The 25,572-nt window shown below is 62.7% G+C and carries 26 protein-coding genes; 14 read left to right on the top strand and 12 right to left on the bottom strand.

Translation table 11 applies throughout. From position 1 onward, the window contains the following. Positions 1-33 precede the first annotated feature (33 nt). Positions 34-2,532, bottom strand: a complete 2,499-nt coding sequence (locus HAP47_RS16640) for a putative bifunctional diguanylate cyclase/phosphodiesterase (protein WP_173637314.1) — start codon at positions 2,530-2,532, stop codon at positions 34-36. A gap of 279 nt (positions 2,533-2,811) precedes the next feature. After that, on the bottom strand, positions 2,812-3,882 hold the full coding sequence (locus HAP47_RS16635; protein WP_173640466.1) for a hypothetical protein: 1,071 nt from the start codon (positions 3,880-3,882) through the stop codon (positions 2,812-2,814). Positions 3,883-4,154: 272 nt separating this feature from the next. Between HAP47_RS16635 and HAP47_RS16630 the strand changes: the two genes are divergently transcribed. Further along, the gene (locus HAP47_RS16630; protein ID WP_173637315.1) at positions 4,155-5,186 is read left to right on the top strand and encodes a patatin-like phospholipase family protein; all 1,032 of its coding nucleotides are present in this window, start codon (positions 4,155-4,157) and stop codon (positions 5,184-5,186) included. 17 nt (positions 5,187-5,203) lie between these two features. Here the strand turns inward: HAP47_RS16630 and HAP47_RS16625 are convergent, their stop codons facing one another. After that, a complete protein-coding gene (locus HAP47_RS16625) occupies positions 5,204-5,632 on the bottom strand; it encodes a CBS domain-containing protein (RefSeq protein WP_097674180.1) in 429 nt (142 codons plus the stop codon). Positions 5,633-5,820: 188 nt separating this feature from the next. After that, entirely contained in the window at positions 5,821-6,669 is an 849-nt protein-coding gene (locus HAP47_RS16620; RefSeq protein ID WP_371821814.1) for a rhomboid family intramembrane serine protease, read from the bottom strand. A 160-nt stretch (positions 6,670-6,829) separates the two neighbouring features. On the opposite strand from HAP47_RS16620, the gene HAP47_RS16615 reads away from it, so the two are divergent. Further along, complete coding sequence (locus tag HAP47_RS16615) at positions 6,830-7,093, top strand: hypothetical protein (protein ID WP_176396211.1); 264 nt, start codon at positions 6,830-6,832, stop codon at positions 7,091-7,093. A 392-nt stretch (positions 7,094-7,485) separates the two neighbouring features. On the opposite strand, the gene HAP47_RS16610 is transcribed toward HAP47_RS16615, so the two are convergent. Together HAP47_RS16610 and HAP47_RS41325 are read right to left on the bottom strand one after the other, a co-directional pair. Then, a complete protein-coding gene (locus HAP47_RS16610) occupies positions 7,486-8,538 on the bottom strand; it encodes a sensor histidine kinase (RefSeq protein ID WP_231168905.1) in 1,053 nt (350 codons plus the stop codon). A 747-nt stretch (positions 8,539-9,285) separates the two neighbouring features. After that, positions 9,286-9,420, bottom strand: coding sequence for a hypothetical protein (locus HAP47_RS41325; protein ID WP_256460304.1), 135 nt, complete (start codon positions 9,418-9,420; stop codon positions 9,286-9,288). Between the two features lie 259 nt (positions 9,421-9,679). Between HAP47_RS41325 and HAP47_RS16600 the strand changes: the two genes are divergently transcribed. The 4 genes from HAP47_RS16600 (at position 9,680) to HAP47_RS16585 (ending at position 12,999) form a co-directional block, all read left to right on the top strand. Then, the gene (locus HAP47_RS16600; RefSeq protein WP_173637317.1) at positions 9,680-11,128 is read left to right on the top strand and encodes an amidohydrolase; all 1,449 of its coding nucleotides are present in this window, start codon (positions 9,680-9,682) and stop codon (positions 11,126-11,128) included. A gap of 198 nt (positions 11,129-11,326) precedes the next feature. Further along, complete coding sequence (locus HAP47_RS16595) at positions 11,327-11,644, top strand: hypothetical protein (protein ID WP_173637318.1); 318 nt, start codon at positions 11,327-11,329, stop codon at positions 11,642-11,644. A gap of 399 nt (positions 11,645-12,043) precedes the next feature. Continuing rightward, positions 12,044-12,262 (top strand): hypothetical protein, encoded by a 219-nt coding sequence (locus HAP47_RS16590; protein ID WP_176396212.1) that lies wholly within the window; start codon positions 12,044-12,046, stop codon positions 12,260-12,262. A 569-nt stretch (positions 12,263-12,831) separates the two neighbouring features. Then, positions 12,832-12,999: a hypothetical protein gene (locus HAP47_RS16585; RefSeq protein WP_173637319.1), complete on the top strand. Its 168-nt coding sequence runs from the start codon at positions 12,832-12,834 to the stop codon at positions 12,997-12,999. A gap of 61 nt (positions 13,000-13,060) precedes the next feature. Here the strand turns inward: HAP47_RS16585 and HAP47_RS16580 are convergent, their stop codons facing one another. The 4 genes from HAP47_RS16580 to HAP47_RS16565 all read right to left on the bottom strand — a co-directional run bounded on the left by HAP47_RS16580 (position 13,061) and on the right by HAP47_RS16565 (position 14,810). Beyond that, on the bottom strand, positions 13,061-13,450 hold the full coding sequence (locus tag HAP47_RS16580; protein WP_173637320.1) for a hypothetical protein: 390 nt from the start codon (positions 13,448-13,450) through the stop codon (positions 13,061-13,063). A 125-nt stretch (positions 13,451-13,575) separates the two neighbouring features. After that, positions 13,576-13,887 (bottom strand): c-type cytochrome, encoded by a 312-nt coding sequence (locus HAP47_RS16575; protein WP_173637321.1) that lies wholly within the window; start codon positions 13,885-13,887, stop codon positions 13,576-13,578. A 273-nt stretch (positions 13,888-14,160) separates the two neighbouring features. Then, positions 14,161-14,463 carry a hypothetical protein gene (locus HAP47_RS16570; protein WP_176396213.1) on the bottom strand — a complete coding sequence of 101 codons (303 nt, stop codon included), beginning with the start codon at positions 14,461-14,463 and terminating at the stop codon, positions 14,161-14,163. 194 nt (positions 14,464-14,657) lie between these two features. After that, positions 14,658-14,810 carry a hypothetical protein gene (locus tag HAP47_RS16565; protein ID WP_173637087.1) on the bottom strand — a complete coding sequence of 51 codons (153 nt, stop codon included), beginning with the start codon at positions 14,808-14,810 and terminating at the stop codon, positions 14,658-14,660. Between the two features lie 735 nt (positions 14,811-15,545). Between HAP47_RS16565 and HAP47_RS16560 the strand changes: the two genes are divergently transcribed. From HAP47_RS16560 to HAP47_RS16550, 3 genes are all read left to right on the top strand, one after another. Further along, positions 15,546-16,100, top strand: coding sequence for a PAS domain-containing protein (locus HAP47_RS16560; protein WP_173637323.1), 555 nt, complete (start codon positions 15,546-15,548; stop codon positions 16,098-16,100). A gap of 128 nt (positions 16,101-16,228) precedes the next feature. Then, complete coding sequence (locus HAP47_RS16555) at positions 16,229-17,962, top strand: adenylate/guanylate cyclase domain-containing protein (protein ID WP_173637324.1); 1,734 nt, start codon at positions 16,229-16,231, stop codon at positions 17,960-17,962. A 187-nt stretch (positions 17,963-18,149) separates the two neighbouring features. Next, positions 18,150-18,572, top strand: a complete 423-nt coding sequence (locus HAP47_RS16550) for a cupin domain-containing protein (RefSeq protein ID WP_173637325.1) — start codon at positions 18,150-18,152, stop codon at positions 18,570-18,572. Positions 18,573-18,605: 33 nt separating this feature from the next. Here the strand turns inward: HAP47_RS16550 and HAP47_RS16545 are convergent, their stop codons facing one another. After that, the gene (locus HAP47_RS16545) at positions 18,606-19,763 is read right to left on the bottom strand and encodes an acyl-CoA dehydrogenase family protein (protein WP_173637326.1); all 1,158 of its coding nucleotides are present in this window, start codon (positions 19,761-19,763) and stop codon (positions 18,606-18,608) included. A 148-nt stretch (positions 19,764-19,911) separates the two neighbouring features. Between HAP47_RS16545 and HAP47_RS16540 the strand changes: the two genes are divergently transcribed. Continuing rightward, a complete protein-coding gene (locus HAP47_RS16540) occupies positions 19,912-22,269 on the top strand; it encodes an Orn/Lys/Arg decarboxylase N-terminal domain-containing protein (RefSeq protein WP_173637327.1) in 2,358 nt (785 codons plus the stop codon). A gap of 18 nt (positions 22,270-22,287) precedes the next feature. Continuing rightward, positions 22,288-22,848, top strand: coding sequence for a GNAT family N-acetyltransferase (locus tag HAP47_RS16535; RefSeq protein WP_173637328.1), 561 nt, complete (start codon positions 22,288-22,290; stop codon positions 22,846-22,848). 203 nt (positions 22,849-23,051) lie between these two features. Here HAP47_RS16535 and HAP47_RS16530 read toward each other — a convergent pair whose 3' ends face one another. Continuing rightward, a complete protein-coding gene (locus HAP47_RS16530; protein WP_173637329.1) occupies positions 23,052-23,273 on the bottom strand; it encodes a dodecin in 222 nt (73 codons plus the stop codon). A 243-nt stretch (positions 23,274-23,516) separates the two neighbouring features. Between HAP47_RS16530 and HAP47_RS16525 the strand changes: the two genes are divergently transcribed. From HAP47_RS16525 to HAP47_RS16515, 3 genes are all read left to right on the top strand, one after another. Next, positions 23,517-24,098: an HdeD family acid-resistance protein gene (locus HAP47_RS16525; RefSeq protein WP_173637330.1), complete on the top strand. Its 582-nt coding sequence runs from the start codon at positions 23,517-23,519 to the stop codon at positions 24,096-24,098. A 415-nt stretch (positions 24,099-24,513) separates the two neighbouring features. Then, positions 24,514-24,855, top strand: coding sequence for a hypothetical protein (locus HAP47_RS16520; protein WP_173637331.1), 342 nt, complete (start codon positions 24,514-24,516; stop codon positions 24,853-24,855). A 224-nt stretch (positions 24,856-25,079) separates the two neighbouring features. After that, complete coding sequence (locus tag HAP47_RS16515; RefSeq protein WP_173637332.1) at positions 25,080-25,535, top strand: hypothetical protein; 456 nt, start codon at positions 25,080-25,082, stop codon at positions 25,533-25,535. The last annotated feature ends 37 nt before the right edge of the window (positions 25,536-25,572 follow it).

Raw genomic sequence — 25,572 nt, 5'->3', positions numbered from 1 at the left:
GTAGCCGTAACCGGCTTGACGCCTCGAACGCGCCTAAGCCGCCTTCGACGCGCGCTCCGCAAAGCCGCGCAGCAGGGCCGCAATCTCGTGCCCGGGCCGCGCCGCGCTGAACAGGAAGCCCTGCACCTCGTTGCAGCCTTCGGCGCGCAGCCAGTCGAGCTGGTCGGTTGTCTCGACCCCTTCCGCGGTCGTGGTGATCTTGAGGCTGCGGCCGAGGCCGGAGATCGCGCGCACGATCGCGAGGCAATCGGAGCGCCGCGCCAGGTCCTTCACGAAGGAGCGGTCGATCTTGATCTTGTCGAACGGGAAGCTGCGCAAATAGCTCAGGCTGGAATAGCCGGTGCCGAAATCGTCCATCGAGATGCTGACGCCGAGCTCGCGCAGCTGATGCAGGATGGCGAGATTGGCCTCGGTCTCCGCCAGAAACACCGACTCCGTGATCTCCAGCTCGAGCCGCCGCGCCGACAGGCCGGAATGCGCCAGTGCCGAAATCACGGCCTGGACCAGATTGCGGCTGCGGAACTGCACCGGCGAAAGATTGACCGCGACCTTCACGTCGGCGGGCCACTTCATCGCCTCGGCGCAGGCTTCGCGCAGCACCCATTCGCCGAGCGCGACGATCAGGCCGATGTCTTCCGCAACCGGGATGAACTCCGCGGGCGAGATCATGCCCTTCTGCGGGTGCTGCCACCGCAGCAGCGACTCGAAGCCACTGATGCGGTCGGCGGCGATGTCGACCAGCGGCTGGTAGTGCAGCTCGAATTCGCCGTTGCTGAAGGCCGCGCGCAGATCGCGCTCCATGTCGCGGCGCTTCTGCGCCTGCTGATCCATCTCCGGCTCGAAGAAATGATGCACGCCGCCGCCCTCGGACTTGGCGCGATACAATGCCATGTCGGCATTGCGCATCAGGTCCTCCGACGTCGTGCCGTCGCCCGGCGACAGCGCGATCCCGACGCTGGCGCCGACCACGACTTCGAGCCCGTCGATCTTGTAGGGCGCGCTCAGGGCATCGATCAGCCGCTCGGCGAAAGCGCTCGCTTCGTTCGGCGAGACATCCGCGGCTAGCACGATCGCGAACTCGTCACCACCAAGACGGGCCGCCACGTTGTCGTCGCGAACCACCTCGCGCAGCCGCTCCGCCACCAGCTTGAGCAGCCGGTCGCCCATCGGATGCCCGAAGGAGTCGTTGACGTTCTTGAACAGATCGAGATCGATGCACATCACCGCGACGCGCCGATTGCCGGACCGGCTGCGCTCCAGCGCCTCGCGCAGGCGCTCCTGGTAGAAGTCTCGGTTCGGCAGGTTGGTCAGACCGTCATGGTGCGCCATGTGCGCGATCCGCGCTTCGGCGGCACGGCGTTCGGTGATGTCGACCACCGCGACCAGATAGCCGTCGCGGCCCTCGAACGCCACCCTGCGTCCGAAGGTCAGCACATGGATCTCGGCGCCGTCCGCCTTGATGTGCCGCCAGTCGCGGCTAGATTGATAGACGTCGCCGACCTCGCGCAAGGCGGCGCTGTGCATGGCCCACTCATCCTCCGGCCAGATCTGGCGCAGCGTCATGCCGAGAAATCTCTCCCGGCTGTACCCATAGTGCTGAACGGCAGCGTCATTGACGCTGAGGAACTCCATCGTGCCGGCGTCGAATACCCACATCGGCATCGGGTTGTTCTCGAACAGCAGGCGGAACGACAGCTCGCGCTGCTTCAGCGCGGTGACATCGGACACGGTCAGCGACAGCATGTCTCCGAACGCCGTGACGCCGAGCCGCAGGCAGCGATCGCCGCTGTCGATCTCGAACTGGCCGCCAGGACCGTTGCCGACGAATCCGCTCCCGACGAACCCGCGCAGGCGGTTCATCACCGCCGGCGCTGCGAGCGGATTGCCGCCGGCGCTGAGCCGGCGCCACAGCAATTCGGTCGCGGGCTGCATCAGGAGCCTTGCGGCGCCCTGGTTGAGATGCACGATCTGGAAGTCGGCCGCCTCGCCCCGCGCGTCGCGGATCGCGGCGAGCGACAGCACGCCTTCGTCGGTGGCCGAGAAAATCGTATCGAGAAGATTGTACTGCGCATTGCGCTCGTTGACATAGACGCCGACCAGGATGCCGCCCCAACGCGACCGCGTCGGCAGCGCCAGCACGTCGAAGGTCCGCACCAGACCGTCGCGCACGCAATGCGCCGACGCGAGATAGGGCCGGCAGTTCTCGCGCGCATTCGCGGCGGCTTCGGTCAATGCCGTCGCGCAGTCCGGCGGCAGCGCGCTGAGTGGAAGGTCCCAGCGCTCGTCGTTCAGCCAGGTCTGGACATAGCGGCCGGTGTGCGAGACGCTGAGCTCGCCGTCGACGTTCCGCAACAGCACGATGTGATCCGCGAGCCGGCCAAGACTGCCGAGCATCACGTCTTCATAATGCGGCAGATTTTCACCGGGACGGACTGCCGCCTGCCACTTGCGTTGCAGAACCGGAACGTCGGCGAACATCTCGGAATTGAACTTGGCCGAAGTCTTTGCTGATTTCTTGTTGGCCATGATCATGGCACGCCCCGTTCACGCAACGCCGGAGCATGATCCGGAAAGTGCGAAACAGCCTTCCGAAAAGATCATGCTCAACCAAAAGCCAAGGCGCGATGACGACACAACGTGAACTCAGCGCGCTTTAGTCCCCGTGGCATCCAAGTCATGCCGCGGCTTAACGCCATGTAAAAATAGCGAGCCCGTGCGTCGCCGTCAGCGATTATGACAGCTCAAATTGGCGCGATGGTTAGTTCACGTTAGATACTATGACAGTTGCATGAAATGCAATTCGATCGGGCGTCAGCGCGCCACGACCTCGACTTCGCCATCGACGCCGTTGACGACGTTGAAGGGACGCTCGAACACCTTGCCCTCGTTCTTGGCGATCGCACGATACTCGCCTTCGGAGAGCACGACGCGCGGGAACGCGCCGATCGATTCCTTGATCACGTCGCCGCCCGGCGTGATCACCGACCATGCGGTGTTGGCGAGTGCTTCACCGCCCTTCTCGCTGACCAGCTTGAGGGTGATGACGGCCGCGCGATGCGTGACGGTGACGTCGGTGAGCTTGCCCGCCGCGACGCGAATGTCGGAGCGCACCACCGAGTTGGCGTCACCATAGTTGGAGACGATGTAATAGGTGCCCTCCGGCAGCAGCGCGACGTCGCCGGCGGACACGTTGGGCACCAGCGGGCCACGGTCCGAGCCGTCGAACTGGCTGCCCTTGTAGATCGCGAACGAAATCTGGTTGGCCGGGATCTTGCTGGAGCCGACCCGGCCTTCGATCCGCAGGCCCCCGGCCGGCAGCACGAAGGACTCGCGGTCGGTCTCCGACTTCAGACTGACGGCGCGTACCGCGCTGACGAGGCCGAGCGCGACATGGACGACATAGTTGCCGGGCGGCAGCACGACATTGGGCGTCGCCCCGCGCTCCTCGCGGATCAGCTTGTAGGTGCCGTTGTCATCCGGCTTGTCGGCGAACACCCGCCACACCAGCCCGGCATTGATGACCGGCAGGTCCTTGCCGTATCGCGCCGTCAGCGACAGCACCGCCTGCCCGGCGGTCGGCGAGCCGGCCGGCGGCATCACCGGAGGCACGGTCGCGGTCGACGGCTGGACGATGGTCGGCTGGGTCAGCGGACCGGGCAGAACGGGCCCTGAACCGGGCCCGGACGGCGGCGCCAAATTGAGCGCCGGGCCGGACGGTACGTCCGGAACCGAGGCGGGCGGGATTGGCGGTGGCCGGTCGCTGAAGAACTGCGCCGACACGGAAGTCGGGATCAAGGCGAGCAAAAATGCCGCAAGCGTCAATAGCGGAAGGAGCCGCATGCCCCGCCCGCATCCGCCGATGCCGTTGCCCCTCGAAGTCATCATCATGCTTTTCAACGAAAACGCGGCAAATTCAAGCCTTCGTCCAATGCTTTGTCACAGTCCCGGGGGCACCGTCCCCGGTTTGGAACCGCTCGATCAAGCCGATGTTAGTCCTATCGTCGCGGTCAAGTCACATTCCCTGCCTACCGCGGTCCACCCGGGGCATGAATCATGCCTGTGGGGAATAACCATGAAACCGGACGACGCTGGCGCAGCGATGCCGCGCGGCCTAGTCTCGCGCTGGCAGGAGATTTGCCGTGTTGGATAGCTGGATGGGCCGAGGCCAAAAGAGCTCCGACGGCCCCGACAAGGTAGGACTTGGAACGGTTCGCCGGCCGGTGATTGGGCTTGCGCTCGGCGGCGGCGCCGCGCGCGGCTTTGCCCATATCGGCATCATCAAGACCCTGCTCGCCCATGGCATCGTCCCCAACGTCGTGGTCGGCACCTCGATCGGCTCCGTGGTCGGCGGTGCCTATGCGGCCGGCCATATCGACAAGCTGGAGCAGTGGGCCCGCAGCCTGCAGCCGCGCAGCGTGCTCGGCTACCTCGACATCCGCCTCAACGGCTCCGGCCTGATCGGCGGCGCCAAGCTCGCCGCCGAGATCGAGGCGGCGCTGGGCCAGGTCATGATCGAGGACCTCGCGGTCAAGTTCGCCAGCGTCGCAACCGAAGTCCGCACCGGGCACGAGATCTGGCTGACCCAGGGCCGCGTGGTCGACGCGATGCGCGCCTCCTACGCCCTGCCCGGCATCTTCGCGCCGGTGCTGATCGGCGACCGTTGGCTGGTCGACGGCGCGCTGGTCAATCCGGTGCCGGTTTCGGCCGCCCGCGCCCTCGGCGCCGAGATCGTCATTGCGGCGAACCTCTCCAGCGACGTGTTCGCGCACTCGACCACGATCTACAATCACGGGCCGTCCGCCGCGCCCGAGGTGACGGTCGCGGTGACTGCCGAGGCAGAGATCGAGCCGGAGCCGCCGAAGCGGCGGTTCGGCCGCTTCTTCTCCGCCGAACGGACCGTGAAGCGAGAGTTTTTCGGCAGCGCCAGCCGGCCCGGGATCTCGAGCGTCATGGTCGACGCCTTCAATATCATGCAGGACCGCATCACCCGTGCGCGCCTCGCCGGCGACCCGCCCGACATGCTGATCTCGCCGCGCGTCGGTCAGATCGGCTGGTTCGACTTCCACCGCGCCGACGACCTGATCGCACACGGCATCCGCGCAGCCGAACGCTCTATCAGCGCGATCGAGGAAGCGATCGATATCCTGGTGCCGCCGTCCAACGGCGCGGGCGCCACCGGGAAGTAGCACTTAGGCCGTTTTGCTCAGGCGGTCTTGATGTAGTCGCGCAGCGCTTCCTGCTCGTGCTCATATTCCTGCACACGGCGCTTGACGACGTCGCCGATCGAGATCAGCCCGACCACCTTGCCGTCCTCGACGACAGGGAGGTGGCGGAACTTGCCGGTGGTCATCATCTCCATGAGGCCGCTGACGGTATCGGATTGGCGGCAACTCACGACCTTCTTGGTCATCACCGCGCTCACCGGCTCGTCCAGCACGCCCGCGCCGCGCTCTGAGAGCACGCGCACGATGTCGCGCTCCGACAGGATGCCTTCCATCCGGCCCTGCTCCATCACCAGTACGGCGCCGATCTTGCGCTCGCCGAGCAGTTTGACCGCGGCCGAGAGCTTCGCGCCGGGCGCGACGCTCATGACCTGATGGCCCTTTGCATCGAGAATGGAACGTACCGTCATTGCCGCCTCCCTGAATCCGCTCGCGCCCGCTTCAGCGGGGTCGAGCCTGTTCGCCAGAGTCTTCAATCAACAGTTCCGCGCCGATTTCGGTTCCGGGGCGCGGTCGGTAGCTGGGCTCGATGTGTCGGCCCGCTTTGTTCTGTGTCGCAAAGATGATGGAGGAATTCGAACCGAGCCGCAAGCGGCGATCAGACCCGGCCGGACTGGTCCATCGACGACGCATCCGCAGCATCGTCTCGCGCGCGCGGAATCGGATCGAACAGCGAGAACAGCAACAGCCCGGCGAGGAAGCCGCCGATATGCGCCTGCCAGGCGACGCTCGCCTCCTCGCCACCGAGCGACAGCGAGGTCGCGCCGAACAGGATATTGACGCCGAACCAGATCGCCAGGAACGCGAGCACCCGCCCGTTGCGCAGCGCCCGCCACAGCGACAGCGCGGGCACCTTGGCGGCCGCATCGGCATCGCCGCGGCTGAACGACAGGAAGCTGCCCTTCACAAAGGCGAAGCGGATTGCCGCCGCCATCGTCCCCGACACCGAGGCCGACGCGCCGATCATCGGCGCAATGGCGTGCTCATGGGTCAACAGATGCGCGAGCGCGCCGGCGGCCGCCGTCACCGCCATGAAGACAAAAAACCGCACCGCGCCGAAGCGCCGCGCCAGCGCGCTGCCGAACGGCAGCAGCCACAGCACATTGAAGCCGATATGGGTGAGGTTCGCGTGCAGCAGCGAATAGGTGACGAAGGTCCAGACCTTGGCGCCGTCTCCACCCGGGAAGGTGATGTCGAGCAGCGTCGAATCGTACCGCTTCGGGATGAAGCCGAAGACGTCGATGGTCCAGTTTTCCATCTCCGGCGGCAGCAGCACCCGCAGATGGATCACCGCGATCAGGAGGATGTAGGCGGTGAGCGCCGGCGGCAAGGTCAGGATCGGCTCGCGCGGCGCCTCCGGCGGCGGCACGAGCGGGGATTCGGGATGGGAGTCCAAGGGATCGGCGACCTCGCACGCGGCTATGCATCCCAGATAGGCGGCTTTCATACCGCTGTGCAAGTGCACAATCCCGAAATCGGACATCTCTCGTGTCCCGGACGAGGCGCAGCACGCACTGCTGCGACGCAGAGCCGGCACCCATCGAAATTTGGCAACGTTCCCTGAACTTGCGAGACTTAAGACGCCTTCCGCATCCATTTGGTGCAAGATGAACGCGCAATTCTTTGTTTACATCCTCGCGAGCGGGCGAAACGGAACGCAGTATGTGGGCGTGACCAAGCCGCTGGGCGGTGTCACCGAGGCCGAATTCGCGAAGCTCTTCGACGCCGAGGCGCAGGCGACCCGCAAGGCCGGTGAACGTCCCGCGACCGCCTTCGACCATGTTGACCTGCGCAAGGCGCATCAGTTGACGCGGGGGGTTTTAGAAGCTTGGCCCGAAAAACTCGCCCGCGAAGCTTTTTGCTTCCTGTAGCGGTAGAAGAAATTCTAATTCGCGACGTTTATGTTGGTTTGGCGTCGCGAAGGCGGCCTTATCCTTTCAACGCTCGGTATCGAAAGGGCGAGGCTGATCATCTCCCCGTCTCCCTGTTGCCGGGGCGCGTGTCCCTCATGGCTCGTAGCATCCATGACGGTGCTCTGGCGCGTGTAACACGACGATCGAGTGCGTGCGTTAGCAAGTCGAACGCCGTCAGCCGGTGGGATAAAGGAAGACCCTTTCCTCCGCGACTGCACCTTTGATTTACTGCATCGTCGGGATACAGCGAGGTCCCCGTTACCCTGTAGACATCGACAACGCCTAAGTGAATGTCCCCAAGGGCCAGAACCGGAACGTTTGGCCACACCTTGGCTCGGAGAAAGAGTCTCTCACCCACTATTCTGGGAAGTTCCTAGATTTTCGAGGGGGGCCGTCAGGCAGCAAATCAGTCCGGTTGATCCATAAGACACTTCAACGGAGCCTCTGAAATCGTCTTTTAATACCCTAGAAATGAGGCGCGAACCAAAGCCTACACTGGCTGGCTCCGACACAGGTGGTCCCCCAAACTCCTGCCAGACGAAAACGAAGTTTGGCTCACCGGCTTGATCTTCGGGTGTCCATGTAATCGACACGCGGCCGCCCGTCACACTCAAAGCGCCGTACTTCAAAGCATTGGTCGCAAGCTCGTGGATTGCCAAGGACAGAGCGAGAGCCTGTCGCGATTTGACAAGAAGTGGAGGACCCGAAACCGTAAACCGACCTTCGTCTGTTCTATATGGGCTCAGGGCAGTGCTGATTACATCTTGAAGGGGCGCAGCAGCCCAATTTGCTGCGGTAAGTAAGTCGTGCGCTCGTCCGAACGCTGCAAGGCGTCCTTGATACTTTTCGAGATCGGCTTTGCTAGATACATCGCGGAATGTCTGAGTGGCCACAGCACCAAGTACAGCTAGAGTGTTCTTGACGCGGTGCTTTAACTCTTCATTGATGAGGTTCAGCGCCTCTCTCGCCATGTGCTCGGAGGTGACATCTCTGCAGACGACAAGCACGCCGCCCACTTTACCTTCGAAATCGATTGGACCAAAGCTATACGTCCACCAAACATCCTCGCGACGACCGTGACGCGTTACCGGCACCAGTTGATCCTCATGCCAGGTCGCACCCTTACCAGCCGTGACGTACTCGATCTGGGGACCAATAATGTCCCATATCTCGGCCCAACAATCGCGTCCCCGCGCTCCCAAAGCGCTCGGGTGCCTTTCGGGCCCCATCGTTTCGCGATATGCATCGTTATAGAACTGGACGAGCTCCGGTCCCCACCAAATGAACATCGGATGGCGCGAGGTAAGGACGAGCCGGACAGTAACCCGAAGACTTTGCGGCCATGTTTCAGGCGAGCCGAGCGACGTTTTTGACCAGTCGAACCCTCTCGTCAAAGCGCCCATCTCGCCGCCCCCCGCCAAGAAGTCGCTGACTGCCTCTCCGCCCATACGCTCAACCTCACTCGGACGCTTGACGCCCAAGCCTAAAGCCTAAGTTCCGTAGAGTGCAATGTCCCGGGCGGGTCAAAAGCGGCCGATCTGCGAATCGACAAGGGACTTCCGCTTCACCCTAGAAGAGCCGGCGTTCGCGATGGTCATACAGACCTTCAGATATGGGCCAGATTCTGACTTCGAACAGTCTTCCAGACTAGCCGAATAAGTTCTGTTTTGATCAGACAAACCTCGCCGCGTCCGTGTACCGCAGTCGAATGCCGGGAAAAAAGGCGGCCGGGAAGCTGGCGCAGGCCCGAGCGGAATATCGGCCCTTGCAGGAAGGCACTCCAGAATGCTGCAGAAGCATGGCTGCCACTTGCGAGAAGGAATTAGTGCCTCTCTTACGCTAGCCGACGCTTCGAAGAGAGAAATTAGGGACACAGAACGTCGGTCGGTAGCCGCACTGTTGGTCCGGCTTGAGATTTTTGATCGTGGTCAAGTTCTGTCGTCACCGATGGCCTAGTTTACCCTTCATGATTTGGCACAATATTGAAACTGCGCCCTTTAACCGCGTTTTGGAATTGGCCGTAGTGGACTCGGACGGCCTCCACGCGCTGATATTTCCCTGTTGCCGAGTTCTCGGCGGATGGGTCAAGGCCGATTCAAATCGACCCGTGCTGGTTCATCCAACCCATTGGAGAGAGTGGAACATCGGCCTTACGGTGCACTGACGGGTGGTGTATCCCCCGTCGCGATCTCACGCTCAACGATCGACCCCAGCAAATTCAAATGCCCGGCCAGTCTGGAGAAAAGCTCTCGCTTCGGAATGTCGGCGGTGAGATCGCGGATCATGGCGCACTCCCCAGCATCGCAGCGGAGCTTCTCGAGATTAGTTCTGAATTTCCTTCATTTTTACGGACAGTACCCGCGCGGGCTCCCGTCGAAGTCCGCTGGACCGTGGGACGAAAGCCCGAAGAGGGCCAAAGGCAGACACAACCAATAATATCGGGAGCCGCGACAGCGCTTCTTGAGATGGATCAATCATCCTTGATGGTAACTGTATAGCCTGTAAGGCATGCCTCAGAGGCAAACATGCTTACTGGAGGCGCAAATGGCTGCAAACAACAAGGCCGGCTTCGATCGCAGAACGTTCCTCGCGACTAGCGCAGTCGGTGTCGGCGTAAGCAGCATCGGGTCGGTGGGATCAGTCCTGGCGCAGGCGGCACCCGTACCAACCGCAGTCGCCGCGCCTCCTCCTTCTGCAGCTATTGCTGCGACAGCAGTGGAGAGCACGCGCGACGTCATTCTGCGCATTTCCCGCGAGGTTTGGATGAACGCCGAGGGTCTCTTCGTCGAGGACAAATCGTCGGCGATTCACGTGCGAGAGTTGAAGGCGGCTGGCTTCAAGGTGATCACCGGAACGTCAAATATTCCAACCGCCTTTCTCGCGGAATGGAGCCAGGGATCGGGCGGTCCCAAGATCGGCTTCCTGCCTGAGTATGATGCCCTCCCTGGCCTCGGCAACGCAGCTGAGCCGCGCAAGACCCCAGGGCCGACCGGCTTTGAGGTCGGACATGGCTGCGGACACAATATGCTGGGCGCTGGGTGCACGGGGGCCGCTATAGCGCTGAAGAAAATGATGGAGCAGGACAAATCGCCTGGCACCATCTTGGTCTTTGGCTGTGCCGCCGAGGAGGGTGGAGCCGTAAAAGCCTATTTTGCGCGAGATGGACTTTTTGACGATGTCGACGCCGCTTTGTCCTGGCATCCAGCGCCAGTTGCAGTCACAGGCTCCGTCTCTACCGCTGCCAATGATGGCATTCGCATCAAGTTTTTTGGCAGGACTGCGCATGCTGGCGTGGAGCCGTGGCAGGGGCGTAGCGCACTGAAGGCAGCGGAACTATTCGGGATTGGCATACAGTTTATGCGCGAGCATGTGGAGCCGACCGTTCGCATGCACTACGTTTACGAAGAAGCGGGCGTCTCACCGAACATCGTGCCGGATTTTGCGCAAATGCTCCTCACGATCCGGGACAAGAATCGCCAAAGCGTAGTGAAGCTAACTGAGTGGGCGAAGGGCATCGCCGAAGGTGCGGCCCAGATGACCCAGACAAAAGCGGAATTCCAAGTGTTCACCGGCGTTCACCAGATACTTCCGAATGATACATTGATTGCGCTGACACATCGGCACATGCAGGCGACGCCGATTGAGTGGACAGAAGCAGAGCAGACGTTTGCGAAAACTGTTCAGAAAGAAATGAAGCTGCCGGTTCCGCTCGGCGTTGCCTTGCACACATGGGGTGTGACGGCATGTGGCGGGATGTCTATCGGTGACAAGGCATCCATCGCGTCGGCGAAAATCATGGCAGGCATTGGACACGATCTGATGACCAACGCCGACTTGCGCAAAGCGGCGAAGGCCGATCTGGTGCGCCGCCGAGGTGACTACAAATATGTCTCGCCAATTCCGCCAGAGATCAAACAGCCGCCGGGCATTCCCGATCGGCTGACGAAGGATATTGGGGATGAAATCCTCAGCGAGGTTAGTTCTGAAACGTGAGCGATACCCGCGATTGGCAACTGCAGCGTGGATGGTCCGGCTTCATCCACTAACCGTTTCTCGGATATGGTTCGGGCTGCTGACCTGCCCCTGATGGTGCCGATCCTTGGCCGTGGTGCTGGAGTGCCTATCACGCGGCCGCGAATGTTGTTTTCGATGCAAGGCCACGAGGGTTGCCGAGGTCGATGGTGGTCCTACGTGAAGCTCGCCAATCAAAAAGAGCATCGCCGTGATCGCCGCTTGGTCAGGAACCAGAACGGGAAGGGCAAAGTTATCGTGATAGTCCAGGCGCGTGACGGCAATTCCGTCCCGGCAGTGTTTCAATTCGCGGCAAGCAAAGCTGCTTCACTCAGTCGCGCTCGCAGGGTGTCCCTCATGGCTGGGTCATCCATGATGATGCTCCGGCGCGGCAAGACGGCGAGTGCCGCGAAACAAGTAACCACCGCCAGCCGGGACGAGGAGCAAGTGGCTCGGGCGCATACTCGCAAATACTGCATGTCCGCTTTCGAGAAGTAAGGCGGACACGCCATCCGACCGCAGGGATGTCGCCTTGGTAAGAGTGCACTACAACGAGGTCCGATACATGCCATTGCCTTGCCTTCAGTCGCTAATTTCTGGACCTCGATCTAATTCCGTTGATTTGGATCAATGTGAGGCTCTGCCATCAGTACAGCATATCCGCTTCTCTGACGGATTTCTGAACATGGGCAATGCGTTTCACATTTACGGCCCTTTCAAAGTTTCCAAGCCAAACAAAGAATCAGCCCCTCAGCCCAATACCCCAGCGTCAGCTCTGTCGCTCTCACAGCTAACCGCTGCTTCCACTGCGACCTAACGAAGTTATAGCGCGCGGTTGACCGCCGACGGGTTTTGTGAAGCGTAGTTTTCCTTTCATCGACAGAAAGAGAGAAGATCATGCCGAACGTTTACATTGAGGCACACCCCAAGGGCCGCTCCGAGGGGACCCATATCAACGAATATGTCGTGGAAGACCATGCGGACCACGCACTCGCCACTTTCAAAACGCAGCGTGAAGCAATCGATTGGGCGAAGGGTCAGGGTCATGCCCCTCTTGTCGCTCGTGTCAGGCACTTGAATGATAAGAAGACGCCTGATCACTGGCGGGCGGCCTAGGGGCATGGCCAAAAAGAATTCCAGACCAACGTTCAAACCGAAGCCGTTCCAGAGCCGCGCTGCCCTCAATGCCAGCACCGCTGCTGGAGCTTCTTGATCAGCTGTCGCACGCCCTCCGATAAACCCTGCTCGCTAGTCCAATCTGGCCCCACGCAAAAGCCGCCAAGGTTTCCCTCGACGGCTCTTACCGTTGCGTTGCGTTTGCATCGCAGTTTACCGCGCCGAGTCTCGCTCGAACGTAGCCAGAGACTGCCTTGCCGTGGGTGCCGCGCTCAAATGAGACGCTATTGCATTACCAATGTGTCGGGCCAACGAGCCCCGATGGCTTGTGACGTGTGATTGGCGACGATGCTAATCAAGCAAGCATTGCTGTCCTATAGATGAAATCGATGCGCGGACGATGTTGGACTATTTTGACCCCAGGGGCGCCCCAATTCGATTTTTGCAGTGGCCTTCGATTTTTGCAGTGGCCTTCGTTTGCATTTGTCCAGTAGCCGACATTTGACTCGCTATTTGCGTTTCCGAGGCGCAGCATAACCAACCTTGGCTCAACCAAAGGAAGTCGAGCCATGTTGAATTTCATTTTTCAGGCGAACATCGCTCACTACAAAGAGCTACTGGCGACGGCGACCGACGCTAGGAAGATCGCCATGCTCCACAAGCTGTTGGCGGAGGAAGAAGCCAAGCTGGCCGACTTCCATATCAAGAAGGCGAGAGAGAAGGCGGCGGCCTCATGAAGCTGAAGCTTCGGATTCTGCTGTCGGAAACCGTCATCGTCAGGAGTTGAACATGGCCCTCCTACGACGCGAGTTGTACCGTCAAGTTAGAGGCCCTGAGGTCACCCATGCGGATCGTTGCGCACTGGTCTTCGATACGGACACCAAAAGCTTGTATGTCGAGCGGGAGGTGGCGCATTTGGACGCACGAGTCAGCGGTACGATCGAGATCCAAACTGCCGCGATGGATATCGCGGATTATCTCAAGCAAGGTGGCCAAACAGCCGGGCACCGCGAATTGTGGCGGCTGCTGAGGACACTCTTCAAAGACGCTGATGATACCGAAGAGATGATCGGTTACGTGCGCGCGCTCCGATAGCCTGCGCAGCATTGCGATCTTCACCGCGTCCGTTTCGGTCCCCAGAAGGTCTTTGAAGTGGGCGATGTTCGCCGTGAAGATGAAGTCCGCCATAGCTCATCCCCCGCACGTTCACTGGAGCAATATTGGGCCACAACCGGCGCGGGCATAACATCCGTTTACTGAGTAATTGAGGGGCCATTTGTGCTTGCGGGGATGCTTATAACCTCGCCTCTGCGCTATTTGCGCAGCGACGCGATGTAAGCGGCGATATCCGCTGCTTCGGCTCGGTTCAGCGGAAAATTTGGCATCTTTGGATGCGGGTCGAGCAGGAAAAACGCCAGCTTCTCGGGACTAAAATCTGGGTTACGCGCAACTGCAGCAAATGGCGGCACATCGGCGACCGCCTGTTTCTGGTCGTCGCTCACCACGTGACAGGTGGCGCACCATCGTTTTGCCAGATCCGCCCCGTGGTTTGCATCTGCAGCAAGGGCCGCCGATCCGGTCAGTTCAAACGCGACGGCGAAAATCGCTGCATGACAGATTTGCATTGAGCAAGATTCCTACTCGATGGATCGCTTGTACCGCTGATCGGCCACGGCTTGAAGGGGGCAGATGATCGCGATACTCTCGTGCCGCATTGCAGCACGGCCGTATGTCCCTTGTGGGATCGGGGTCGGATCAACTTGGTCGGTGATTGGACGCCTATCCGGATGCCTGAAGAGATCGCGAACGCCAACATTGCGCACTTCAAGACGCTCCTTGAGACGGAAACGGACGCGGAGAGGCGCGCCGCCATCGAACGTCTACTGGCGGAGGAGGAGCTAAAGGTCGCCGCCTTCCGCAATGCCCGGACCGAGCACAACAAAGAGCGCTGAGTTGGAGGCCTGCCATTCGCGCCAATGGGTTGGATGAATGGCCACGGGGGCCGCCGTCTCCGCGCTTACCCAACCCCGAAGCACACGGCGGCACGGAAAGACAACCGCGTGGGTTTCTCCAGCGTCGAAGACCGCGACTTCGAGATCACGGTCGAACGGTGCGCTCGCTATCGTCTGCCAGCCCATAGTAAAATGGTCTGGCAGTTCCTTGGCAGCGTCTTTGACCTTCATCAATTCAAGCTTGGTCATTGTCGTCGAACATTGTTATTGGATACTCTTTGCTCATCATGGCCCGAGCATCCTGACCTCATCGAGCATCATCTAGCCCGAAGGAGCCCGTACTTAAAATTCGGGTGGTGTGCGTAAGGGGTTTCCCGGAGCTTGCACCCGGCGGCCTTCACTTGCTGCCCGGCTTTTCGCAAGCCGCGCTACCCTCAATGCAACTACCGCTGCCCGAGCTTCTTGAGCAACTGCCGCAAGTTGTTGGCGTATTCCTCGATGTTAGCCCGCGCCTCATCCATCTGCCGCGCCCTGCGCTTCGGCCTGGGTGCAGGCTTTGGTTTCGGCGGGGGCGGCGGTTCGTCGTCGGGGGTCATAGCGAAATCCTCTCGCGACGAGATGAGGGACGCGTTGCGGTGGATCAAAAGGAGACGGCTGTCCCGAACTGGAAATGCAGTGCGCCATAGAATCGGGGATCGATAGTCCAAACGTCCCGGCGCGAACCCGTCGGATCGACCCGGAAGCGGCCCGGAAGCGGCCCTCGGCCTCCGCTCCGAGCGCCCGTCCCGACACGCAGCGCGGCTGTCCGGTAGCGTTTTCCGGCCCGGCGGCCCGTCCGGCCCTCCCGGTCGCTGACCGTGCTCCTACGCCCGCGCTGCGGCTGACGCGCGCCGCTGTATTGACCGGGCCAAGGACCGAACAGGGGGCGGAGCTTAAAAAACCGGAAACACGTCAATAAAGACAAACAAGGGAGGGCGCTGAGAACGCCCTCCCTGATCGGCTGGTCTTCTCGTGCCCCAGAGGGATCGGGAGAGCATCCCCACCCCTCCCCGCACGGTGACCAAACTGTTTGACGCCACCTGTGTACCAACCACGCCGGCGCTTGGGGCAGCCGGCGAACGGGAACGCGCGGACCCTACGCGCAGGTTCCGCGGCCGCCAAGGACATAGTTAAATTTACCTTAACAACACAAAGCTGCCGATAAGCCGCCCAAACCGCGGCCACGGCATGGACGCTGCACAGCCCTCCCTGCACAACAGAGAAGGGAAGGCGCCTGAGCAAGACCGGGACAGATGTGTCCCGCCGAGCCAGTTGCCGGGCAAGGTTTTTGGATGAAACACAGCTCCAGCCGCGAATTCTTCGCCTATTGGAATGCGAAGCGCGGCGCTGCGCGTGCACCCGACCGGAGTGAATTCGAACCGTCCGCGGTGCGCGAGTTGCTGTCCGACATCTTCGTGCTGTCCTATGACGGCGAGACCCGCTTTCCGTTCCGCGTCGCCGGCACCCGCACCTCCGCCCTGCTCGGCTGCGACCTCAAGAACCGCAGCTTTTCCGCCCTGTTCGCCGATGCGAGCCGCGGCGAGATCGAAGACATCATCACCTGTGTCGTCGAAGAGACCCTGCCGGCCATCGCCGGTGTCACCGCCACGACCGAAACCGGCTCCAAGGCGCACCTTGAATTGCTGCTGCTGCCCTTTACCGCTCGCGTCCATATGCCGGCGAGCCTGACCGGCCTGCTCGCCCCGTTCGAGGATGACGTCACACGGCTGCACGACCTCGTCCTGACCTCGTGGCGCTACCTGCATCCCCAGGAGCGGCTGGTGCCGCGGACCCTGCGCAAGCTGGCCATCGCGCGCGGCCTCATGGTCTACGAAGGGCTGCGCTGACGCCTGCCCTCGTCCGGCGGCGAGACCGGCCGCGCCGGTCGCTTGCACCGCGGGCCGCGGAACTCTATTAGCTGTTTCGCCGCCATGGCGGGGGTGATCCGCTTATTGTAGCTGCGGCCGGGCTGGGCATGTTTCGCAATTCGATCAGGCAGAAGATCGTCGGCATCGCCGCGGGACTCATCGTCCTCGCGGTGATCACCTCGCTGCTGTCGATGGTGATGGCGGGCCAGGTCGGCCATCTCCTGGATGAGCTCACCAACCGCTACATCCCCGCCTATGGCCATCTCGCCCGCGTCAACATCCGCTCGCTGGAGCGGTCCCTGGCGATGCGCCGGATGATGATGGCGAAGATGCAGGCGCCGGGGGAAGCCAGCGGCTACGACGCGGCACGCAAGGCCTTCGACGAGATCGAGCCCCAGATCAAGCGCGAGGCCGACGCCGCACGCGCGTTGATCGATGCGATCATCGCCGATCCCTCGACCCCCTCCGACAATTATGCGCTCGGGCGCCTCGATGACCGCATCGACAATGCCGTCAACGACCTCCTGATGCGCCTGAACGCCGAGAACAAGACGCTCCTCGACCAGCTCGACGCCCAGGACTTTGCAGCCGCGAGAGCGACCACGCTCCGCGCCGACGTGCTGCGCGACGACTTCAACAACAGGATCGAAGGCATTCGTACCGACATGCTGGCGCAGGTCGCTTCGGCCGCCGCGAAGGTGATGAGTGCCCAGCAGCGGGCGATCATCATCTCCGGTGTCGTGACCGCGATTGCCGCGATCCTCGGCTTCGTGTTCGCGATGCTGGTCGGCAGCGGCATCACGCGCCCGGTGATGCGGCTGCTGGAGGGCACCCGCGAGGTCGAGGCGGGCCGCCTCGACGGCACCATCGCGATCACGACCCAGGACGAGATCGGCCAGCTCTCCGCCGCCTTCAACCGCATGATCGAGACGCTGCGTCACAACCAGCGCATCCGCGAGACCTTCGGCCGCTACATCAACCCGCGGATCGCCGAGGGCCTGCTCGAGCAGCCGGCGATCGCCGCCACCGAAGGCCAGCGCCGCATCATGACGGTGATGTTCTGCGACATGAAAGGCTTCACCAGCCTGAGCGAAGGCGTGACGCCGCGCGGCCTCGTCAAGATCATGAACCTGTATCTGTCGACGATGTCCGCGCCGGTCCACGCGCATCGCGGCATCATCGACAAATATATCGGCGACGCCATCATGGCCTATTGGGGCGCCCCCTTCGTCGAGGAAGCCGAGCAGACCCATCTGGCCGCGCTTGCCGCCATCGACATGATCGGCCAGGTCAACCAGCTGCGCAAGGATCTGCCCGAGCTGCTCGGCGTGCGCGCAATCCCGGCCGACTGCGATATCCGGATCGGGATCGCCACTGGCGAAGCGCTGGTCGGCAGCATCGGCTCGGAATTCATGATGAGCTACACCGTGCTCGGCGACACCGTGAACCTCGCCTCGCGGCTGGAAGGCGCCAACAAGTTCTACGGCAGCCGCAGCCTGATCTCGGAGGCCACCGCGAGCGCCTGCGCCGCGACCATCGAGCTGCGCGAGGTCGACCGCCTGGTCGCCGTCGGCCAGACCCAGCCGGTCGCCGTGTTCGAGATCCTCGGCAAGAAGGATCAACTGACGCCGGCGCAGACCGAGTTGCGGCAGCGCTACGCCGATGGTCTCGCCGCCTATCGTGACCGCCGCTGGGACGACGCCGAGCAAGCTTTCGCGGCCGCGCTGGCTGCGGCGCCGGGCGACGGACCGTCGATCGCCTTGAAGGCGCGCGTCGCAGCGTTCAGGCAAAATCCGCCTGCGGCGGATTGGGACGGCGCCTGGCACCTGGAGCAGAAATAGCGATGAGCCAGCGGCGCGCGCGACACGCGCGCCAGATGACGGGCGCCGCGATATGCGGAAAGAAATATCCCGGATATCGCTTCGCTCATCCGGACTACACGCATTGACTCGTCCGGACTGCACGGGCCGTTGGCGTCCTTCGGCCCCGTCCGCTATCGTGGGCACCCGAACCGTTCGCGAGTCCGTCATGCCCGACCTGATTGATTTCGGTACGTTGCAGCTCAAATTCCTGCAGAGCAAGGAGACCACCGGCGGCAGCGTCGATCTGTTCGAGATGACGCTGCAACCGAATTCCCGGATGCCGATTCCGCACTATCACGAGAGCTGGGACGAGACGATCTACGGGCTTTCGGGCGTCTCGACCTGGCGGGTCGACGGCAAGGAGATCGACATCGGGCCCGGCGAGTCGGTGTTCATCAAGCGCGGTGTCGTGCACGGCTTCACCAACCGTTCGAACGGTCCGGCGACCTGCCTCTGCCTCCTCAGCCCCGGCGCGCTCGGGCCACAATATTTCAAGGACATGGCGGCACTGATGGCGGGGGGTGCCCCCGATCCAGCCAGGATGAAAGAGACAATGCTGCGCTACGGCCTGGTGCCGGTCGCCTCCTGACCGCTCAGAAACCTGCACCGCCGGCGGCCTTGCTCAAAACCGCGTCGTGCCGAGCGGCAGGCCGAGCTTCATGCGCCCGGTCAGCGTATAGCTGTTCGGCGTCATCGCGACATGCTTGATCGCCGCCTGGACGTCGCGGATCGAACGTTCCAGCGTGCCGGTCTCGAAGATCGCGGCCGTGCCGGCGGCCGCCGCGATCATCTCGACGATTCGCGCGGCGCTTTCGCCGGCATTGGCGCACGCGATCCGGTGCAGCAGCCTTGCTTCGATCAGGCGCTCGCCTCCGGCCTCGCTCGCTGCCACCAGCTCCGTCATGTCCTCGACCAGCAGCGCCCGCGCCGACCGCAGCGCCGTTTCGGCTCGGCCGACCATCGCCTGAACCAGCTCGCCGTCGCGCAGCTGGCCGACGCCACCCAGCCGCGGCTTCTTGCCCGCGAGCGCGATCAAGGCGTCGAGCGCGCCGCGCGCGATCCCGAGCGGCACGACCGAGACCGTCCACGAAAACGCCGCCAGACCCGGCAGCCGGTACGGGATGCCCGGCTGGGTCGGCTTGAAGTCGACCAGCGGATGGGTGTGGCTGTCAGGCACGAAGCAGTCCTGCATCTCGAAGTCGCAGCTTCCGGTGGCGCGCAGTCCGGACACGAACCAGGTGTCGTGGAGGCGGACGTCGGCGCGATCGACGTAGCAGCACATCGGCGGGCCATCCTTGCCGTCGGGCCCCTTCACGCTGGCGAGTCCCATGAACCTGGTGGCGTGGGGCGCGCCGCTGCCGAACGGCCAGCGTCCGCTGACGCGATACCCGCCCTCGACCTCGACCGCCGTCCCGATCGCCCCGGTGGCGCTCGCGATGAAGGCGTGCGGATCGGCGAACCAGCCCCGCACCACCTCCTCCGGCAGATAGCCGCCGGCCCGGCTCATGCCGCCGCCATTGCCGACTAGCCAGCCGACCGAACCGTCGAGCGCGGCGGCCGCCTCTACGATCGTCATGAAGTCGAGCGGCGAGAATTCCGGCCCGCCCAGCGCCTTAGGCAGGTACAGCCGAAACATTCCGGCCTCGGCCAGGGCGCGGACCACGGCGTCGGGAAGCCGGCGCTCGCGGTCGAAATCCGCCCGTTGCTCGGCAATCAGCGGGGCAACGCGCTCGAGCGCGGCCAAATGGTCGGCAACAGCGGGGTTGGCAGGCTGGGGCATAGCGCCTTCCTTTTGCGAAAGCTGGCAATATCGGGAGTTCAGCGCAGCGACGCGGATTTGGCCATGGCACCTGGCGTCGCAGCGGGATTGTCATCTCTTTGTCATGAATTGTGCAGACAGGTTCAGCGGACCAGTTTCGGGGACATGCATGGACTATTTCAAACGCTTCAACTTCCTGTTCGCGGCGCCGGTTTTCGAGGCCGACGACCTCGAAGGCATCCGCTTCAACCAGATCATCGCCGAGATCGAGCGCTCCGGCTTCGAGGTGGTCCGCGCCCGCAAGCTGGAAGATGCCGAGATCGCGGTGCAGACCGATGCGGCGATCGGCTGCATGGTGGTCGACTGGGGCAAGAAGGGTCTCGAGGGCAAGACCGCGGCGCTGATCAACCTGATGCGCCGGCGCGGCCTCGACTTCCCGATCCTCCTGCTGATCCGTCGCAAGCGGTTCGAGGACCTGCCGGTCGAGGTGCTCGATTTCATCGACGGCTACGTGTTCCTGTCCGAGGAAACCCCGCCCTTTATCGCCAAGAACCTGATTTCGAGGCTCAAGCAATATGCCGAGAACCTGAAGACCCCGTTCTTCGGGGCGCTGGTCGACTACGCCGAGGAAGGCAACCAGCTCTGGACCTGCCCGGGCCACAATGGCGGCGTGTTCTACAGCCGCAGCCCGATCGGCCGGGTGTTCGTCGAGCATCTCGGCGAGGCGGTGTTCCGCGACGACCTCGACAATTCCGTGCTCGATCTCGGCGACCTTCTCACCCATGAGGGGCCGGCGCTGCGGGCGCAAAAGGAAGCCGCCAAGATCTTCGGCGCCGAGAAGACCTATTTCGTGCTCAACGGCACCTCGACCTCCAACAAGGTCGCGCTCGGCTCGCTGGTCACCGACGGCGATCTCGTGCTGTTCGACCGCAACAACCATAAGGCCGCGCATCACGGCGCGCTCCTGATCGGCGGCGGCATCCCGGTTTATGTGCCGACGGTGCGCAACGCCTGGGGCCTGATCGGCCCGATGCGCTGGGACCTGCTCGACGAGGGGAGCTTGCGCGACCAGATCCGCAAGCACCCGCTGGTCAAGGACGAGAGCGCCTGGAAGAAGGAGCGTCCGTTCCGCGTCGCCGTGGTCGAGCAGTGCACCTATGACGGCACCATCCACTCCGCCGAGATGATCCTCAAGCGGATCGGCCATCTCTGCGACTACATCCTGTTCGACGAGGCCTGGGCCGGCTTCATGAAGTTCCACCCGATCTATTCCGGCCGCTTCGCGATGGGGCTTTCCAACCTCAGCCCCGAGGCGCCTGGCATCATCGCCACCCAATCGACCCACAAGCAGCTCGCGAGCTTCTCGCAGGCCTCGCAGATCCACATCCGCGACCGCCACATCAAGGGCCAGAAGCGCCGGGTCGAGCACCGCCGCTTCAACGAAAGCTTCATGCAGCACGCCTCGACCTCGCCGTTCTATCCGATCTTCGCCTCGCTCGACGTCGGCGCGCAGATGATGAAGGGCCGCTCCGGCGAAGTGCTATGGGACGACACGATCCGGCTCGGCATCGAGCTGCGCAAGAAGATCCGCGCGGTGAAGCGCGAGTTCGAGGAGAAGGAGACGCGCGCCGAGCGACGCTGGTTCTTCGAGTCGTTCGTGCCGGACCGCGTGATGATCCCCGACGTCGCGCGCAAGAACGGCGTGCACAATGTCGCCTGGGAGACGATCTCGACCGATCAGCTCGCGACCAATCCGTCCTACTGGCAGCTCAGCCCGGGCGAAACCTGGCACGGCTTCCCGGAGCTGACCGCGGGCTTTGCCATGACCGACCCGAACAAGCTCACCTTGCTGACGCCGGGCTTCGATCATGCCACCGGCGCCTATGCCGACCACGGCATCCCCGCCCCGGTCGTGGCGCAATATCTGCGCGAGAACCAGATCGTCGCCGAGAAGAACGACCTCAACTCCCTGCTCTTCCTGCTGACGCCCGGCGTCGAGGCCAGCAAGGCCGGCACGCTGATCTCCGGGCTCGTCGCCTTCAAGAAGCTGCACGACGACAACGCGCTGGTCGAGGACGTCATCCCCGAATTCTTCCGCCGCCGCCCGCAACGCTACGCCGGCGTGCGGCTGCGCGACCTCTGCGGCGACATGCACCGCTTCTTCCGCGACGGCGGTGTCAGCACGCTGCAGGCCAAGCAGTTCCTGCCCGAACATCTCCCCGAGATCGCGATGTCGCCGCGCCAGGCGGCGCAATATCTGATCCGCAACGACGTCGACTATCTGCCGATCGACCAGATCTTCGGTCGCATCGCCGCGACGCCGTTCGTGGTCTACCCGCCCGGCATCGCCACCATCGTGCCCGGCGAGCGGCTGTCGGAACGCAGCAAGCCGATGATCGACTACCTCAAGATGTTCGAGGCGAGTTTCAATGCATTCCCGGGCTTCGAGGTCGAGGTCCAGGGCATCTACAAGGAGATCGACGACGCGGGCCGCGTCCGCTTCTACACCTATGTCGTGTCCGAATAGGCCAGCGGACGCAACACAATGGAGAATGATCAAAAGATCACCGTCCGTCCCTCGCGCGACAGCGACGTCGATGCGATGCTGTCGATCTACCGCCATCACATCCGCCACGGCATCGAGGAGAGCGTCGACGATTCCGGCACGCCGGAGCCCGATGACCTGCGCGACCGCCGCAAGAATCTGCGCAACACCCGCCTGCCGCATCTGGTCGCGCTGTGCGACGGCGAGGTGGTCGGCTACGCCTATGTGGTCCAGTTCCGCAAGCGCCCGGCCTATCGCTACACGGTGAAGCATTCGATCTATATTCACCACCGCTTCACCGGCAAGGGCGTCGGCGGCCGGCTGTTGCAGGAACTGGTCGACGCCTGCGCCGCGGCCGGCTTTCGCCAGATGATCGGCTACATCGACAGCGACAATGCCGCGTCGCTGGCGCTGCACGAGCGGTTCGGTTTCGCCCGCGTCGGCCATCTGCCCGGTGTCGCCTATCGCTACGGCCGCTGGTCCGACACCGTGATGCTGCAGCGCTCGCTCGCCTCCGGCTCGACCGCCCCGCCGCCGCCCGCGCCGCTGTCGCGGCGGTAAGGGGGGACCACACACCATCCGTCGTCGTCCCTGCGAAAGCAGGGAGACCCATACTCCGCGGCGGACGTCGTGACCGGGACTCGTCATTCCACCATCGCACAACAATGTCTGTCGGTGGTTATGGTCCCTGCTTTCGCAGGGACGACATCGACTATGTTGCACGGCCCCGGAGTCACACGTCCGCATTCTCGCGACCGTGCGCCCTATTCCAACGTGAAGCCAACCCGCAGCGCCACCTGGTAGTGGCCGACCTTGCCGTTTTCGATATGGCCCCGGGTCTGCACCACCTCAAACCATTTCATTTCCCGGATCGTCTTCGACGCGCGGCTGACGGCGTTCTCGATCGCCGCCTCGATGCTCTTGTCCGATGATCCGACCAGTTCGAGGATCTTGTAGACGTGGTCCTTATCGTGTGTCGTGGGCATGTCGACCTCCTTGGGTGGATGCGCGATCCGGACAATTTGCTCTCCGATCCGGACAATTCGTCGTCCGATGCGGACCGGCTCTCGTCAAACCGACGAATGCTGCGCGGCAACACACCGGTTGACTTGAATCAACGTGTTGCAACGCCTTTGGTGCCACCATGCATTTGGTGCCATTTCAGCGGCCCTTTGTCCGCACCGGCACCTATGGTAGCATAATCCATTCCAGTATTCGGGAGCGATACGATGTCGACCGCGTCCAGCTCACCCGTCACACCTCCTCACAGCCTCGGATCCGGGCTTGCCCATCTTCGCGCGAAGTGGGGCTGGATCGTCGCCCTGGGCGTGATCTACCTGATCGCAGGCGTGCTCGCCTTCGGCAGCGTGTTCTTCGCCACCGTCGTCAGCGTGCTGTTCGTCGGCGCGATGATGATCGTGGCCGGCGTCGCCGAGATCATCAACGCGTTCCAGTTCAAGACCTGGGGCAAGTTCCTGTTCTGGCTGCTGCTCGGCGCGCTCTATGTCGTCGCGGGCTTCATCACCTTCGAGAACCCCCTGCTCGCCGCAGCGACCCTGACGCTATTCCTCGGCATCGCGCTGGTGGTCTCCGGCATCGTCCGCATCTTCCTGGCGTTCGGCATGAACTCGGCGGCGCCGTGGGGAATGGTCGCGATCTCCGGGCTGATCACGCTGGTGCTCGGGGCCATGATCCTGGCGCGCTGGCCGGTGTCGAGCCTCTACGTGCTCGGCATCTTCCTCAGCGTCGACCTGATCTGCGCCGGCGTCAGCTGGATCAGCATGGGCATGGCGCTGAAGCGCAGGGCGTAAGGCGGCCTCATCGCCTCGGGCCGTGACGCTGGTGGCAAAGAAGCAAGCCGTGTGGAAGCGCCCGCCCCGTTGGCGATCGTCTTTGCTATGGTGTGGACCGGTGTACGGCTGCAGCCTTCGTTAGGCCGCCTCACCACCCGCACCATCACCTCTCGGCCTTTCGTCAGAGACGCATTATTGATGCCCGTTCGGTTCTCCCGTTGAAGGCTCAAGCTTCATCAACCCGGGGCTTCTTCCGTCAGGCAGAATAGACAACCTCCTCCACGACACATCCGCGAGCATCACCGTGTTGTCGGCACGGCTGCCGAGCTCAGCGGCCAGCATGCGACCGCCGGTCATCGCGCTTGATCTAGATCAACATGCTGTTACTCGCGACGCGCAGCATACAACGGCCTTAGTAACGGAGGAAATCGATATGAAGATGGCTTTTAGTACTCCAGCACTGGCGGCTTTGACATTCGCATGCGCGTTGTCGTTCTCGCCAAACTGGACGGGGCAGGGCGTCTTATCGCTGATGAGCACAGCGGAGGCACGGGCACGTGTCTATATTCACACCGGCTACGCCGCGAGCGCGAACTATTACACGACGGAGGGCGTCCCTTGGAATGCCGTGAGAGCGTATTACTTCGATGGTCCCTGGAGCGGCGCCGGTTACAGCTATACGGGCTGGAGCGATTATGCCGCGCGCAATGGCATTGCCTGCACGCCCGGCGCCGCGATCAAGGGCGGCGACGGCATCATGTATGTTTGCCAGTAGGATCGATCGCTGAAGATCGGCGAACCTGGCAATGCTCGTCAAATCGATCACTTCGGTTGATGGCGACATCATTCCCTCGAGGTTCGCCGGAAGCGCACTGTCGTGGCGAGCGCACTCAGTGCCCTCGCCACGAGTTGGGGTCTGCCGACGAGCATCGTCCCGGCAGATCAATTTGACTACGTCGCGGACTCGGCCCGGTAGACGTGTGGGTCGCGGAGAGAAAAATGCCTCTGGCCGCATATCTTTGCAACGTAGGCGCGGCTCTTCTCCTGCTGCTCTTTGCTGCGGATTATTATTTGCCGAAACCGGCCATCGTTGAAAGGGAAAAGGTCTACCCACCTGTCATACGCATTCATTCACTCGATAAATTGCCCGATCGCGTCGATTTCGATACAACGCAGCAATTGCTGATTGTCGCCGTCCCTGCCCGCGCAAACACCGAAGTCGCAGATATCGCTTCCAGTGACTGCGGGCCGCCGGCCACAAGCTTCGAGACCGCGTCGGCGCGCGCCGCATTTGCGCTGATGACGCCCGCAGATTTGCGTCCGCCAACTTCGCTCGACCAATACCGACGGCGGCCGGTACCGCAACGTGGCGCGTCACGGACGAAAAGACATCCGAGGCCGCGGATGATTGTGGCAGCGCATTCGAGGCAATTCGCTTGGTTGAGGTACTGGTAAGAACCGCATCCAAAAACTACGATCAAGGGAGAAACGC

The sequence above is a fragment of the Bradyrhizobium sp. 41S5 genome (genome assembly GCF_011516665.3).
GTDB lineage: Bacteria > Pseudomonadota > Alphaproteobacteria > Rhizobiales > Xanthobacteraceae > Bradyrhizobium > Bradyrhizobium quebecense.
This window is presented reverse-complemented; position numbering and strand designations above follow the sequence as displayed.

Bases quoted from the DNA above. Each gene is read 5' to 3' on its own strand.
- HAP47_RS16565 (WP_173637087.1), bottom strand. From the start codon at position 14,810: ATGACCCCCGACGACGAACCGCCGCCCCCGCCGAAACCAAAGCCTGCA.
- HAP47_RS16580 (WP_173637320.1), bottom strand. From the start codon at position 13,450: ATGGCGGACTTCATCTTCACGGCGAACATCGCCCACTTCAAAGACCTT.
- HAP47_RS16530 (WP_173637329.1), bottom strand. From the start codon at position 23,273: ATGCCCACGACACACGATAAGGACCACGTCTACAAGATCCTCGAACTG.
- HAP47_RS16630 (WP_173637315.1), top strand. From the start codon at position 4,155: ATGGGCCGAGGCCAAAAGAGCTCCGACGGCCCCGACAAGGTAGGACTT.
- HAP47_RS16570 (WP_176396213.1), bottom strand. From the start codon at position 14,463: ATGACCAAGCTTGAATTGATGAAGGTCAAAGACGCTGCCAAGGAACTG.
- HAP47_RS16555 (WP_173637324.1), top strand. From the start codon at position 16,229: ATGTTTCGCAATTCGATCAGGCAGAAGATCGTCGGCATCGCCGCGGGA.
- HAP47_RS16575 (WP_173637321.1), bottom strand. From the start codon at position 13,887: ATGCAAATCTGTCATGCAGCGATTTTCGCCGTCGCGTTTGAACTGACC.
- HAP47_RS16540 (WP_173637327.1), top strand. From the start codon at position 19,912: ATGGACTATTTCAAACGCTTCAACTTCCTGTTCGCGGCGCCGGTTTTC.
- HAP47_RS16615 (WP_176396211.1), top strand. From the start codon at position 6,830: ATGAACGCGCAATTCTTTGTTTACATCCTCGCGAGCGGGCGAAACGGA.
- HAP47_RS16545 (WP_173637326.1), bottom strand. From the start codon at position 19,763: ATGCCCCAGCCTGCCAACCCCGCTGTTGCCGACCATTTGGCCGCGCTC.
- HAP47_RS16585 (WP_173637319.1), top strand. From the start codon at position 12,832: ATGTTGAATTTCATTTTTCAGGCGAACATCGCTCACTACAAAGAGCTA.
- HAP47_RS16590 (WP_176396212.1), top strand. From the start codon at position 12,044: ATGCCGAACGTTTACATTGAGGCACACCCCAAGGGCCGCTCCGAGGGG.
- HAP47_RS16600 (WP_173637317.1), top strand. From the start codon at position 9,680: ATGGCTGCAAACAACAAGGCCGGCTTCGATCGCAGAACGTTCCTCGCG.
- HAP47_RS16525 (WP_173637330.1), top strand. From the start codon at position 23,517: ATGTCGACCGCGTCCAGCTCACCCGTCACACCTCCTCACAGCCTCGGA.
- HAP47_RS16535 (WP_173637328.1), top strand. From the start codon at position 22,288: ATGGAGAATGATCAAAAGATCACCGTCCGTCCCTCGCGCGACAGCGAC.
- HAP47_RS41325 (WP_256460304.1), bottom strand. From the start codon at position 9,420: ATGATCCGCGATCTCACCGCCGACATTCCGAAGCGAGAGCTTTTCTCC.
- HAP47_RS16625 (WP_097674180.1), bottom strand. From the start codon at position 5,632: ATGACGGTACGTTCCATTCTCGATGCAAAGGGCCATCAGGTCATGAGC.
- HAP47_RS16620 (WP_371821814.1), bottom strand. From the start codon at position 6,669: ATGAAAGCCGCCTATCTGGGATGCATAGCCGCGTGCGAGGTCGCCGAT.
- HAP47_RS16515 (WP_173637332.1), top strand. From the start codon at position 25,080: ATGCCTCTGGCCGCATATCTTTGCAACGTAGGCGCGGCTCTTCTCCTG.
- HAP47_RS16520 (WP_173637331.1), top strand. From the start codon at position 24,514: ATGAAGATGGCTTTTAGTACTCCAGCACTGGCGGCTTTGACATTCGCA.
- HAP47_RS16640 (WP_173637314.1), bottom strand. From the start codon at position 2,532: ATGATCATGGCCAACAAGAAATCAGCAAAGACTTCGGCCAAGTTCAAT.
- HAP47_RS16560 (WP_173637323.1), top strand. From the start codon at position 15,546: ATGAAACACAGCTCCAGCCGCGAATTCTTCGCCTATTGGAATGCGAAG.
- HAP47_RS16610 (WP_231168905.1), bottom strand. From the start codon at position 8,538: ATGGGCGCTTTGACGAGAGGGTTCGACTGGTCAAAAACGTCGCTCGGC.
- HAP47_RS16550 (WP_173637325.1), top strand. From the start codon at position 18,150: ATGCCCGACCTGATTGATTTCGGTACGTTGCAGCTCAAATTCCTGCAG.
- HAP47_RS16635 (WP_173640466.1), bottom strand. From the start codon at position 3,882: ATGACTTCGAGGGGCAACGGCATCGGCGGATGCGGGCGGGGCATGCGG.